The 12,776-nt window shown below is 63.2% G+C and carries 11 protein-coding genes and 1 tRNA gene; 7 read left to right on the top strand and 5 right to left on the bottom strand.

The genetic code is table 11. From position 1 onward, the window contains the following. Positions 1–39: 39 nt before the first annotated feature. From glmS to G5B40_RS06360, 4 genes are all read right to left on the bottom strand, one after another. On the bottom strand, positions 40–1,863 hold the full coding sequence (glmS, locus tag G5B40_RS06375) for a glutamine--fructose-6-phosphate transaminase (isomerizing) (protein ID WP_165096461.1): 1,824 nt from the start codon (positions 1,861–1,863) through the stop codon (positions 40–42). Continuing rightward, positions 1,863–3,236, bottom strand: coding sequence for a bifunctional UDP-N-acetylglucosamine diphosphorylase/glucosamine-1-phosphate N-acetyltransferase GlmU (glmU, locus tag G5B40_RS06370; protein WP_165103328.1), 1,374 nt, complete (start codon positions 3,234–3,236; stop codon positions 1,863–1,865). The genes glmS and glmU overlap by 1 nt, the downstream gene beginning before the upstream one ends. A 67-nt stretch (positions 3,237–3,303) precedes the next feature. Then, positions 3,304–4,329 (bottom strand): L-threonine 3-dehydrogenase, encoded by a 1,026-nt coding sequence (gene tdh, locus G5B40_RS06365; RefSeq protein WP_211907456.1) that lies wholly within the window; start codon positions 4,327–4,329, stop codon positions 3,304–3,306. An 8-nt stretch (positions 4,330–4,337) separates the two neighbouring features. Then, entirely contained in the window at positions 4,338–5,531 is a 1,194-nt protein-coding gene (locus G5B40_RS06360; protein WP_165096457.1) for a glycine C-acetyltransferase, read from the bottom strand. Between the two features lie 138 nt (positions 5,532–5,669). On the opposite strand from G5B40_RS06360, the gene G5B40_RS06355 reads away from it, so the two are divergent. The 3 genes from G5B40_RS06355 (at position 5,670) to G5B40_RS06345 (ending at position 7,410) form a co-directional block, all read left to right on the top strand. After that, positions 5,670–6,344 (top strand): HAD-IA family hydrolase, encoded by a 675-nt coding sequence (locus G5B40_RS06355; protein ID WP_165096455.1) that lies wholly within the window; start codon positions 5,670–5,672, stop codon positions 6,342–6,344. A 35-nt stretch (positions 6,345–6,379) separates the two neighbouring features. Beyond that, positions 6,380–6,455: transfer RNA gene (locus G5B40_RS06350), tRNA-Val, on the top strand. A 469-nt stretch (positions 6,456–6,924) separates the two neighbouring features. Next, positions 6,925–7,410: a hypothetical protein gene (locus G5B40_RS06345; RefSeq protein WP_246209724.1), complete on the top strand. Its 486-nt coding sequence runs from the start codon at positions 6,925–6,927 to the stop codon at positions 7,408–7,410. A gap of 75 nt (positions 7,411–7,485) precedes the next feature. Here the strand turns inward: G5B40_RS06345 and G5B40_RS06340 are convergent, their stop codons facing one another. Next, positions 7,486–8,319 (bottom strand): IS5 family transposase, encoded by an 834-nt coding sequence (locus tag G5B40_RS06340; protein WP_165096453.1) that lies wholly within the window; start codon positions 8,317–8,319, stop codon positions 7,486–7,488. A 29-nt stretch (positions 8,320–8,348) separates the two neighbouring features. On the opposite strand from G5B40_RS06340, the gene G5B40_RS06335 reads away from it, so the two are divergent. The 4 genes from G5B40_RS06335 to G5B40_RS06320 all read left to right on the top strand — a co-directional run bounded on the left by G5B40_RS06335 (position 8,349) and on the right by G5B40_RS06320 (position 12,694). Further along, complete coding sequence (locus G5B40_RS06335) at positions 8,349–9,197, top strand: hypothetical protein (protein WP_165096451.1); 849 nt, start codon at positions 8,349–8,351, stop codon at positions 9,195–9,197. A gap of 15 nt (positions 9,198–9,212) precedes the next feature. After that, positions 9,213–9,614, top strand: coding sequence for a hypothetical protein (locus tag G5B40_RS06330; RefSeq protein WP_165096449.1), 402 nt, complete (start codon positions 9,213–9,215; stop codon positions 9,612–9,614). A gap of 282 nt (positions 9,615–9,896) precedes the next feature. Then, on the top strand, positions 9,897–10,865 hold the full coding sequence (locus G5B40_RS06325; protein WP_165103323.1) for a CaiB/BaiF CoA transferase family protein: 969 nt from the start codon (positions 9,897–9,899) through the stop codon (positions 10,863–10,865). 236 nt (positions 10,866–11,101) lie between these two features. After that, complete coding sequence (locus tag G5B40_RS06320; RefSeq protein WP_165096446.1) at positions 11,102–12,694, top strand: ABC transporter substrate-binding protein; 1,593 nt, start codon at positions 11,102–11,104, stop codon at positions 12,692–12,694. The last annotated feature ends 82 nt before the right edge of the window (positions 12,695–12,776 follow it).

Genomic DNA, 12,776 nt, shown 5'->3' with positions numbered 1-12,776 from the left:
GGTTTTTCGCCAGTCCTTGCCTGTACCACGAGGCTGACACTACTCCACTGTGACCGATTTGGCGAGGTTCCGCGGCTGGTCGACATCCGTGCCCTTCGCAAGCGCAGCGTGGTAGGCCAGAAGCTGCGCCGGCGCCGCGTAAACGATGGGCGCGATGAAGCGGTCGATCCGGGGCAGGACGACGACGCGCCAGGCGTCGGCGCCGGCCAAAGCCGCGCCGTTGGCGTCGGTGATCAGCGCGACCTTGCCGCCACGGGCCATCACCTCCTGCATGTTAGAGACGGTCTTTTCGAACACGGGATCGGTCGGGGCCAGCACCACGACCGGCACCGCATCGTCGATCAGGGCGATCGGCCCGTGCTTCATCTCGCCGGAGGCGTAGCCTTCAGCGTGGATATAGCTCAGTTCCTTAAGCTTCAGCGCCCCTTCGAGCGCCAGCGGATACATCGCGCCGCGGCCGAGATAGAGGACGTCGCGCGCCCGCGCGATCTCCTGCGCGAGGGCGGCGACGCCGTCCTCCAGCGTCAGGGCCTCGGCGATCCGGCGCGGCGCCTCCGCGAGAAGATCGCAGAGCCGCGCTTCCTCCGCGGCGTCGATCGCGCCGCGCTGGCGGCCGGCGAGGATCGCGGTCGTGGCGAGGGTGACGAGCTGGCAGGTGAACGCCTTGGTGGATGCGACGCCGATCTCGGCCCCGGCGCGGATCGGCAGCACGATATCCGCCGCGCGCGCGATCGAGCTTTCCGCGACGTTCACCACGGCGAGGACGGATTTCACCTTCCCTGCGGCGTAGCGGAGCGCGGCGAGGGTATCCGCCGTTTCGCCCGACTGGCTGACGAAAATCGCCGCGTCGCGCTCCGAAAGCGGCGGCTCGCGATAGCGGAATTCGGAGGCGATATCGATCTCCACCGGCAGGCGCGCGATCGCCTCGAACCAGTATTTCGCGACGTGACATGCGTAGTAGGCGGTGCCGCAGGCGACGAGGGTCAGACGGTCGATCGAGTTGAAATCCAGCGCCTCGGCCGGCGAGACGACGCGCTGGCGCGCGGCGTCGACATAGGCCGCGACGGTGTGGCCGATGACCGTCGGCTGCTCATGGATTTCCTTCGCCATGAAATGCCGGTGCTCGCCCTTGTCGATCAGAACGCTTTCGACCGAGACGGTGCGGATCGGCCGGTCCACGATCTCGCCGGCGGCGTTATGGATCACCGCGCCGGAGCGGCGGATCACCGCGCGGTCGCCTTCTTCGAGATAGGCGACTCGATTGGTCAGCGGCGCGAGCGCCAGCGCGTCGGAGCCGACGAACATCTCGCCATCCCCATACCCGATGGCGAGGGGGGAGCCGCGTCGCGCGGCGACGATCAGGTCGTCCTCGCCCTCGAAGAGAAAGCAGAGCGCGAACGCGCCCTCGAGCCGGGCGAGCGTCGCCGCGGCCGCGTCCTCGGGGTCGAGTCCGCGCTGCATCAGAAGGGCGCAGAGCTGCGCGATGGTTTCGGTGTCCGTGTCTGTTTCGAGATTGCGGCCGGCGGCGGTCAGTTCCTCGCGTAGCGCGCGGTAGTTCTCGATGATGCCGTTATGCACGACGGCGACAGGCCCGGCCTGATGCGGATGAGCGTTGGCGGTGGTCGGCGCGCCATGCGTCGCCCAGCGGGTGTGGCCGATGCCGATGCGCCCGGCGATCGGTTCGGCCGTCACCAGCGCGGCGAGTTGCGAAAGCTTGCCGACCGCGCGGCGGCGGCGGAGCGCGCCCGAGTCCACCGTGGCGATCCCGGCGCTGTCGTAACCGCGATATTCCAGACGGTGCAGCGCCGCGACGATATCGGGCGCGACTTCGCGCTCACCGACGATTCCGACAATGCCGCACATCAGCTTTGCTCCTTTGCGCCAGCGGCTTTCCTCGCCTGCAATTTCGTTCTGAACCTGGCGACGAAGCCGAGTTTGTGCTCCTGCCGCGCGCGGGCGATGGCGAGCGCGTCGTCGGGCACGTCGGCGACCAGCACTGTTCCCGAGGCGACATAGGCGCCGACGCCGACGCTGACCGGCGCGACCAGCGATGAATTGGTGCCGATGAAGGCGCCCTCGCCGATCGACGTCCGGTGCTTGAGCACGCCGTCGTAATTGCAGGTGATGACGCCGGCGCCGATATTCGCTCCGGCGCCGACCGTGGCGTCACCGATATAGGCGAGATGGTTGGCCTTGGCTCCGGCGGCGAAACGCGCGTTCTTCACCTCGACGAAATTGCCGATCTTCGCACCCTCGCCGATCTCGGCGCCGGGGCGAAGGCGGGCGAAGGGACCGACCACGGCGCGGGCTGCGACGGCGCAGTCCTCAAGATGGGAAAAGCCGCGGATCTTCGCGCCGTCAGAGACCGTGACGCCGGGGCCGAAAACGACGTTCGGCTCCACCGTGACATCCCGCCCGAGGCTCGTGTCGTGGCTGAAGAACACGGTCTCCGGCGCGATCAGGGTCGCGCCGCCGGCCATTGCGGCTTCTCGGGCGCGGACCTGAAACGCGGCTTCGGCGGCGGCGAGATCGGCGCGCGAATTGACGCCCAACGTCTCCGCCTCCGGGCACTCGACGACGGCCGCCTTGAGCCCGTGGCGCCGGGCGATGGCGACGATGTCGGTGAGGTAGTACTCGCCCTTGGCGTTGTCGTTTCCGACTTCGCCAAGAAGTGAGAGAAGCCTGCCGGAATCAGCCAGGACGACGCCCGAATTGCAGAGGTCGATGGCGCGCTCCGCCGGCGTCGCGTCCTTCGCCTCTACGATGGCGAGAAGCGCGTCGCCCTCCATCACCAGCCGGCCATAGCCGCCCGGATTGGCGGCGCGAAACCCAAGCACGACGACATCGGCGCCGGCCGCGCGCCGCGCGCGCATCTCCGCGAGCGTCTCGGCCCGGATGAAGGGCGTATCGGCGTAGAGAACAACCGCGTCGCCGTCATGCGCGGCGAGCGCGCCGCGCGCGGCGAGGACGGCGTGCCCGGTGCCGAGCCTTTCATTCTGCTCAACGGTCTCGGCGCCGGGATGGGCGGCCTTGGCGGCGTCAGCCACCGCGTCGGCGCCGTCGGGCGTCACCACAGTCAGGCGCGCCGGCTCCATCGTCTCCGCGGCGTGGATCGCATGGCGGAGCAGGGAAAGCCCGCCGACCGCGTGGAGCGGTTTCGGCTGGGCGGAGTTCATCCGTGTCCCATCGCCGGCGGCGAGGATGATTGCGGCGACGGGCCTTGGCGTTTCGATCATGCTCATGGCGTGACCAATACAGGCGTTTCGAGGACGCGGAAAGGCCGTGGGACGACCGTATCGCGTGTCAGCTCCAGTCCAGCACCACCTTGCCGCAGGTCCCGGCGCGCATCAGCTCGAACCCTTCGCGAAAATCCGCGACCGGCAGCCGATGGGTGATCAGCGGTGTGAGGTCGAGGCCGCCTTGGACGAGGCCGATCATCTTGTACCAGGTCTCAAAAATCTCGCGCCCGTAGATCCCCTTGATCGTGAGCATCTTGAAAATGACCTTGTTCCAGTCGATCGCGAACTCGACCGGAGCGATGCCCAGAAGGGCGATCTTGCCGCCATTGTTCATCGCCTCGATCATGTCGCGCACCGCCGGCGCGGCGCCGGACATCTCCAGCCCCACATCGAACCCTTCGGACATGCCGATCTCCGCCATCACCTCGCGCAGCGTGGTCCGGGACGGGTTGACCGCGTGTTCGATCCCCATGCTGCGGGCGAGCGCGAGGCGGTCCTCGTTGATATCGGTGATGACGACCTTTCGGGCCCCGGCCCGCCGGGCGACCATCGCGCCCATAATCCCGATCGGGCCGGCGCCGGTCACCAGCACGTCTTCACCGACCATGTCGAAGCTGAGTGCGGTGTGGACGGAGTTGCCGAACGGGTCGAAGATCGCCGCGACCTCGTCCGGGATATCATCCGGGATCGGGACGACATTCGCCTCTGGCAGGCTCAGATAGTCGGCGAAGGCGCCAGGGCGCTGCACGCCGACGCCAAGCGTGTTGCGGCAGAGATGCCCGCGTCCGGCGCGGCAGTTCCGGCAGCGTCCGCAGGTAATGTGCCCTTCGCCCGAAACCCGCTGGCCGACAGTGAGTTTCGTGACCGATCCGCCGATCGCGGCGATCTCGCCGCAGAACTCATGCCCCGTCACGAGCGGGACGGGCACGGTCTTCGCCGACCATTCGTCCCAGTTCCAGATATGCACATCCGTGCCGCAGATCGCGGTCTTTCTGACCCGGATCAGCACATCGGACGGGCCGAGCTCCGGCGCCGGCTCATCGCGGAGTTCAAGGCCCGGCGCCGCCGTCGCCTTCACCAGCGCCCGCATGGTGTTTTTCATCGGATCACTCCCAACTCCCGCCCGACGACGGCGAAGGCGTCGATGGCGCGGTCCAGCGTCGGAAGGTCGTGCGCCGCCGTCATCTGCGTACGGATGCGGTCCTCGCCGCGCGGCACGACGGGGAAGGAGAAGGCGGTGACGAAGACGCCGCGCTCCATCAGCCGTGAGGCCATCTCCTGCGCCAGTTTCGGGTCGCGCAACATCACCGGCGCGATCGGGTGATCGCCCGGAACGATCTCGAAGCCGAGCGCGCTCATCCGGTCGCGGAAATGCGTGGTGTTGCGGGCCAGCCCTGCGCGCAGGTCGTCTGAATTCTCGATCAGGTCCAGCGCTTTCAGCGTCGTCGCGGTGATCGCCGGAGCGAGGGCGTTGGAAAACAGGTAGGGGCGCGAGCGCTGGCGCAGCCACTCGGCCACTTCGCGCCGGGCGACCGTATAGCCGCCAGAAGCGCCGCCGAGCGCCTTGCCCAGCGTGCCGGTCATGATGTCGACCCGGCCCATCACGCCGCAATGCTCATGGCTGCCGCGCCCGGCCGCGCCCAAGAAGCCGACGGCGTGGCTGTCGTCCACCATCACCATCGCGTCATGCTTTTCCGCCAGATCGCAGATCGCGCCGAGCTTGGCGACATGACCGTCCATCGAGAAGACGCCATCGGTGACGACCAGCCGATAGCGGGCGTCCGCGGCCTCGCGCAGGCGCGCCTCCAACGCCGCCATATCGCCATTGGCGTAGCGATAGCGTCGCGCCTTCGCCAGCCGCACGCCGTCGATGATCGAGGCGTGGTTGAGCGCGTCGGATATGATCGCGTCCTCGGGGCCGAGTAGCGTCTCGAACAGCCCGGCGTTCGCGTCGAAACAGGATGAATAGAGCACCGCGTCCTCGAAACCGAGGAAATCTGCGAGCCGGGCCTCCAGCGCTTTGTGCGGGGCCTGAGTGCCGCAGATGAACCGGACCGAGGACATGCCGTAGCCCCAGCGCTCCAGCGCCGTGCGCGCGGCCTCCACCAGCGCGGGATGGTCCGAGAGACCGAGATAGTTGTTCGCGCAAAGGTTGATTGCGGTGTTTTCGGCTTCGCCTTCGATCGCGACTTCGCCGCGCTGCGGGGTGGCGATGACCCGCTCCGCCTTGAAGAGCCCGTCCGAGCGGAGCGTTTCCAGCCGCCTGGCGATGTCGTCGATGAAAGTGGTCATGGCGTCGCTCCTTCCCGCGCTTGCCGCGCCTTACGAAGAACACCATGGCGCGGCCCTGTCCAGCCTTGCGCTCGCCGCCTTGTTTCGCCAAGCCTTGCGCAGGGTTAAGCTTCGCGCGAATCCAGCAAGGGGGCCCATATGATCCGCAGCGCGATCTTCGATCTGGACGGCACGCTCGTCGATACGGCGGATGACCTGATTGGGGCGATGAACGCGGTTGCGCACCGGTTTGACCTGCCCAGGCTCGATCCCGTCGAGGCGCGCGCCGCCGCCGGGCGCGGGGGGCGCGGTCTGATGCGTCATGCCGCGGCGCAGGCCGGACGGGAGATTACCGACGATCAGATCCTCGCCGCCTACCCGGCCTTTCTGGACGCCTATGAGATACGGATCGCCGAGGAAAGCCGTTATTTCCCCGGCGCGGAGGCCGCCGTCGACGCGCTGATAGAAGCCGGCTGGCGGGTCGGCATCTGCACCAACAAGCCTGAGCGGCTGGCCCGGACATTGATCGACCGGCTTGGCGGCGCGGCGCGCTACGGGGCGCTTCTTGGGGCGGACAGCCTTCCGGTCCGCAAGCCCGATCCGCGCCATGTGCTCGAAACCATTGGTCGGCTCGGCGGCGCGCCCGCACAGGCGGTGATGATCGGCGATACCGCGACGGACCGGGACGCGGCGGGCGCCGCGGGAGTCGCCTGCGTCCTCTACGAACACGGGTTTTCGCCGGCGCCTGTCGCCGAGCTTGCGCCCGAAGCGGTCTTCGCCGATTTCGCCGAGTTGCCGACCCTGATCGACGGCTTGATTAGGGAATCAGCTTGACGCCCCGGCGACCCGGACTTAATCACCGCGCCGGCGGGACGTTAGCTCAGTTGGTAGAGCACAGTGTTCACATCGCTGGGGTCACTGGTTCGAATCCAGTACGTCCCACCATCCCGCACTTTAGGGATGAAAAATCCGCTAACACCTTGAAAGGAAAGGTGGTTTCAGCGGTTCGATAACCCTCATTCCGGCTATACCTCAGTGGCTCTGCAAAGGCCAATTTGAGTACCGTTCTCTTGAGGGCAACGTTGCCATTTTTATAAATATTCCAAAGACTTGCCAGGAATGCCATGGCCGGTTCGATAAATTCGCTCAGGCGTGCCTCGCTCGGCACCGCCGACTCGGCCCGTTCTGCCAGTCGGATCTTCTCGCGTTCTAGCTCTTCGATACGCTTTTCATACGCCCCGATCACGGACGGGCTGGACGAAATCATGATACGGTCGAGCAGATTATCGATCTGCTTGCTGGTATCAATGACCTGTGCTTCCAGAGCTTTCTGCGCCCCAAGGGCGTCAGCGCGGCGCATCTCCCAGATATCGGTGAAGATCGCCTTTGCGAGCTTGAAGAGCTGCGCAGCGGGTTGCAGGCTACGCAGGAGAGCTTCTGCCCCTTCCTTGATATCGGCGCGGCGGATCAAGAAGCGGTGCGCCAACACGCCATTGCGGCCCTCAACTTGACCCAGAAAGCCAAAGAGATTGCTGTGGGCGAAGGAGAGTCTGAGCCAAGCGCTAACACGGCGCTAATCGACGGTGTTCGGAAATTTGCGATGGATGTGCGCGAACTCGACATCGATCTGATCGACCGTATCAATCCGTTCAGTGAGGCCTATGCCATACTGGCCAAGATTATGAGTGAGGAAAGCCTGAAACAGGTCGCTGCTGTGATATCGGCTAAGAAAGTTCAACTCACACCCGACGAAGCACGCGATCTGGCCAAACGAGCCTTGAAGTTCAAACAAGAACGCGGTCACTTGCCTTTGATCACATCCCAAGATGCCTGGGAGAAGAAGATGGCGGAAGGCGTCGCCTTCCTCGCACGCATGAAAGCGGAGGCGGCCAATGGCTAAGCAGTTCACCGACGATGATGATGCGTTGCTCACGGAGCTTGGCGTCGAGGTCTCAGAGCCTGGCTCGAAACTCGGTCAAACATAACAATACCTTGCGAGGCGTCTGGTGAGCAGTCGGATATGCGCGACGTTCGCCCACGCCTCTGACGAGGCGATGGATCGCTCCCAGTCCTTGGCGAGACGGCGGCATCTTCCAAGCCATGCGAAGGTGCGCTCGACAACCCATCGCCTTGGAATGATCTCGAACCCTTCGGCGCGATCAGATCGCTTGATGATCTCGATGCGCCAGTCGCCGAACCCGGTCAGGGCGCGGCGCAGTTTCTTCCCGGCATAGCCGCCGTCTGCGAAGACGTGGCGCAGCCACGGCCAGCGTCTGCGGATGGACGCCAGCACGAGCGGGGCGCCGTCGCGGTCCTGCACGCCGGCGCCGTGAACGACCAGGCCAACCATCAGCCCAATCGTATCGACCACCATGTGGCGCTTGCGGCCCCTGATCTTTTTCCCAGCGTCGTAGCCGCAAACCCCTCCCGCCTCTGTGGTTTTCACGCTCTGACTGTCGATCACGCCTGCGGTCGGAGACGCCTCGCGCCCCTCCAGCTCCCGTGACACCATCACCAGCGCATTGTTGAGTGCGGGCCAGAAGCCTTCGTCCCGCCAGCGGTAGAAGTAACGCTGCACGGTCGAAACAGGCGGAAACTCCGTCGGTAGATAGCGCCAAGGGCAGCCGGTCGAGGCGATGTAAAGGATCGCGTTCATCACCTCCCGCAGATCGGTCGTGCGCGGGCGGCCCAGACCGCGTCGATCAGGCATGTAGGCGGCGATCACCTCCCATTCCCGATCCGTCAGGTCGCTTGCATAGCGCGCTGACCGTCGCGCATATTCCGCGCGGGCGATATCATCCCAGGGCATCGGGCCTCCGTCAGTCGTTGCAAACCGACGTGAATCACAACCCTCTGATATCGCTCAACTCATTTCGGGGCAGGCTCTTAGAGTGGGTTCAGCAGAAAAAGAAATCTCTCATAACTGAGCGCGAGAAGCTTCTTCAGGACATTGCATCCGCTGAAGAGGAATTTTACGCCAAACAATCCACGGATAAAATCACAATCAACGCCCAAAAATCCGTCTTTAAGCAAGTTCAAGGACTCCAGGAGCAACTTCAAGATACCAGGGAGGCAATTGGAGCAGTCGAATTTGAAATTGCTGATTCAGACGATTTCATTATGACGCTTCATCGAAGGCTTGAGGCCCTCAAAGACGCCGATTTAGCGTCCTCTCTCGTGGAGACGATACATTTCTCGACTTGCCCCTCATGTTACGCTGCAATACTTGAGCAAGATGAATCCGTTGTAGCGTGTCATTTGTACAAAACACCGCTCGACGCTGAGCGAGCGCAAGATCGTGTCGTCGGACTATTCAATGACCTGTCTATTCAAATTAAGCAATCAGAGCGTCTGCAAGACGTAAGGCGGGATCGCCTTAAGAATCTTCAAGCTAAATATGCCACTATTGAAGGTCAGTGGAAGCTTAAAGCGAAGGAACTTTCCGAGTTGCGAGTTCTTCTCACTTCAAAGGTGAGAGAGCAAATCCGGGAGCTACACCGCAAACTCGGGTACATAGACAAATCCATCGAGGATACTGACGAGCAGCTCAAGCTCGCAAATCGTATTGGCGACTTGTCGGCACGAAAGGCCTCTTTGGATGCAGAGCGGAAGGACCTTGACGCCAGAATTGAAGCGCTCAAACGCAGCCAGACCACGAGGCTGCGCACCGCTCGAAGCGCTATATAGAAGAAGACGATTGAGATGTTGAAGGGGGATTTAAAGAGGCAGGACTCGTTTGAAGACCCTCAGCGTGTGGATTTTTCTTTCGCCAAGAATACCATCACGGTGGATGATCACACCTATTTCTCAGCAAGCTCGCGTGTTGTGCTCAAAACGTCCTTCTTGGTTGGAGTCCTGGCCGCCGCACTTGAGGACGAGAAGTTTCGTCATCCTAGGTTTCTCATGATCGATATCACCGAGGATAAAGGGATGGAGCAAGAGAGAAGCCACAACTTCCAACAGCAGGTGGTTCGTATCTCTAACGCAAGCGAGGTAGAGCACCAAATCATCTTGGCAACTGCAATGCCTTCACCCGAGCTTGACGATGACGTTTTCGTCGGAAAATTCTCTACCCGCGATAGCGGAACACTGAACTTCCTTTAAAAATTCGGCTAATGCGCACCCCTTCGGGTCGGGCTGTCGTGAACCGAGCCGCCCCGAAAGGCGTCTCAGCCTTACGGCTTCCATCCCTTGCGTGATCGTCGGCGTGCTTGATGCACCCCTCTGGCTGAGCGCGGCTCAATGGAAGCCGCGCATTTCTTTCCCATTTCCGGGGGCCTTCCGGCCCCATCCTCCGTCAAGACCCAAGTCCCTTGCCAGGGCTGTGCGCCACCTTGATGGTGACCGTGGCGCCGGCGACCAGCACGATCTAGTGGCTCAAGTCGAATTGATAGGCCTCTCGCCGCCACATGCGATGTCGTCGTCGAAAATTTCCGGCCAGGCAAGCTCGCGAGCCTGGGACTCGGAGCGGAGGATCTCCTCAAACTGAAACCGGACCTGATCTATTGTTCGATCACCGGATATGGGCAGGATGGTCCATTCGTCGAACGGCCAGCCTACGATCACATCATCCAGGGAATGTCGGGTCTGATGTCCGTGACGGGCTCCGATGCGAGCGGGCCGCTCAGGGTCGGCACGCCGATAACCGACTACATCGTCGGCCAATCGGCCGCCCTCGCCATCACGACGGCGATCATTCAGCGAACGAGGACCGGGAAGGGTTCGATTATCGACGCTTCCATGCTGGACGCCACCCTGGCGATCATGGGTCCGGTCGTGGCCGAATGGACCATTGCGGGAAGGGTTCCCGCGCTGGCGGGAAACAGGCCTTTCTCGCGAAGCCCGTTCTCGGGGTGCTTCGATACGCGGGACGGGAAAATCGTGGTGATCGGCAACACCGTCGCCCAGATCAGAGGGCTGGCTGACGTGTGCGGGCTCACCGATCTGCTCGATGATCCCAGGATCGCTGAGTGGAAAGACCATCCCGAGCTTGCCGACGAGATTGGGCCGCTTCTGGCCGAGACGTTCCTGCGATCGCCAGCGCTGGAATGGGAACGCCGCCTCAACGCGGCTTCAGTCCCATGCTCCAAGGTGCGCGACGTGCCGGAGGTGCTGAACGAGCCGCATGTGCGCGACCGCGGCGCGCTTCTGGAAATCTCCGTCCCCAAGCTCGATCAGACTTTCAAGGTTCCGGGCGTCGGCTTCCATCTGGACGGGGCCGCCGGCGCCGTTCGGAACTCGCCGCCCGAGTTGGGCGAGCACACTGAAGAAGTACTGGCCGAGGCCGGGTACGACGCTTCTGATATCGCTGAGCTGATCTCCAGCGCCGCCGCCGTGACCTGTCAGCGGTTCTAGAGCGTAAGGCTCGCGCCCTGATCGAGGATTTGCGCTCGTCGGCGGCGTCCCGTTGTCAATCCCCTACGACAACAAGCTCGTCGTGGAGTTCCCATTCAGAATCCGTTGAATTTTGCAATCTATGTGGCAGGGTGCGCACAATTGTGGTGGATAATCGAGCATCTGCGCTGGTAATCTTTCCGTTAGCTAAGAGCCGGAACGCGCCTCGCATTAGATGAAATGACCAATGGGGACAAATGATGCTATATCCTTACGCCACGAGACGGCAATTCCTGATCGGCTCGACTGCGCTGGTGGGTGCGGGCCTCGCAATCTCACAATCGCCGGCGCGGGCCCAGACCGCGAAGTTTGGCGGCGTCCTGACCTGCGCCATCAATGAGACGGTCGACGCCTTCGATCCCTTGGCGACGGCCGCCACCATCGTGCGCACGATGCACAGCCACCTCTTCGAGTCGCTCTACACCTATGACAGCAAGTTCGGCCTGATTCCCGAACTCGCGACCGGATACGATGTCACCGAGGACGGGAACACCTGGACGTTCACTCTGCTCGATGGGGTCAAGTTCCACGACGGCAGCACGATGGTCGCGGAAGACGTCGTCGCCAGCTGGAACCGCTTCATGAAGAAGGCGCGGCTGGCCTCTTCGATCGGCGGAAAGGTCGAAAAGGTCTACGCGCCCGACTCCGGAACGGTTGTGTTCCAGTTCTCCTCGAACCCCGGACCGTTCCTGGAGAAGCTGAGCCAGCCCCATGCGGCGTTCAAGATCTATCCAGCCGCGATTGTCGAGGCGGCGGGGGACGAAGCGTTGGCGGACGACCAGTTCGTGGGCACCGGGCCGTTCAGGATGAAGGAATGGCGTCGCGGCGAGGCGCTGGTGATGGAGCGTTTCCCGGACTATCGCGTCGACGATCGCTATGATGGCCCTGACGGGCTGGGTGGGCGCAGGACCGCTTATGTGGATGAGCTGGTCTGGACCTTCATCTCGGAACCCGGCACCCAGGAAGCAGGGCTGAGAAGCGGGCGGTTCGATATCGCCGACAGCGTCCCGCCGGAACAGCGGTTGAGTATCGAGGGAACCGAAGGCTTCGCCGGGACGACGCTGAAGCCGCTCAATTGGCTGAATATCATGGTCAACCATCACAATCCCCCGATGGACGATCTGCGTATCCGTCGGGCCGTCCAAATCGGCGTGGACCGTGAACTGATCATGCTGGGAACGATTGGCGACCCCGAGTTGATACGGCTTTCCCCGTCCCTGGCCTTCGAAGAGCAGGTCTGGGCGAACGACGCCGGGGCCGAATACTACAAGAACGACAAGGAAGAGGCGCGCAGGCTGATCGCCGAAGCCGGCTACGACAATCAGGAAATCGTGCTGATGACCACGCGGACCCTGGATTCGCTGTACAAGAGCGCCGTGATCTACCAGCAGGAACTGCAAAGCATCGGCCTCAATGTCCGGCTGGAGGTGCTGGATTGGGCGGCGTTGCTGGCGCATGTCCAGGGAGAGGACCTGCGGCCGAAGTGGCATCTCAGCAGCATGGAGCACAGCGTGCGCTATGATCCGTCAGGCTGGGATACGAACTTCCGTTCAGACAAGTGGACGCCCTACGCCAACCCGGAGATGGACGGGCTTCTGGACGAGATCGCGACGCTGCGCGAGTTCGAGCCGCGATATGAGGCGTTCAAGGACGTGCAGCAGATCTTCTACGACGATGTCGTGAACATCAAGCTCGGCGATTACTTCGGCTGGCATGCGCGCCGCAGCTACGTGATGGGCTACAAGAGCTTCAACGGCAGCGTCTTCTGGGACGTCTGGCTGGACAAGTGACCACACGCGCCGGCGGGGTACAGCCGCCGGCGCGCGCCTGTAATCGAAGGCGCGGGGGCTTCGGAGCGGAAGAGCGTATCGA

This window comes from Pikeienuella piscinae (assembly GCF_011044155.1).
GTDB lineage: Bacteria > Pseudomonadota > Alphaproteobacteria > Rhodobacterales > Rhodobacteraceae > Pikeienuella > Pikeienuella piscinae.
Note: the sequence above shows the minus strand (reverse complement) of the source record. Positions and strands in the feature narration are given on the sequence as shown.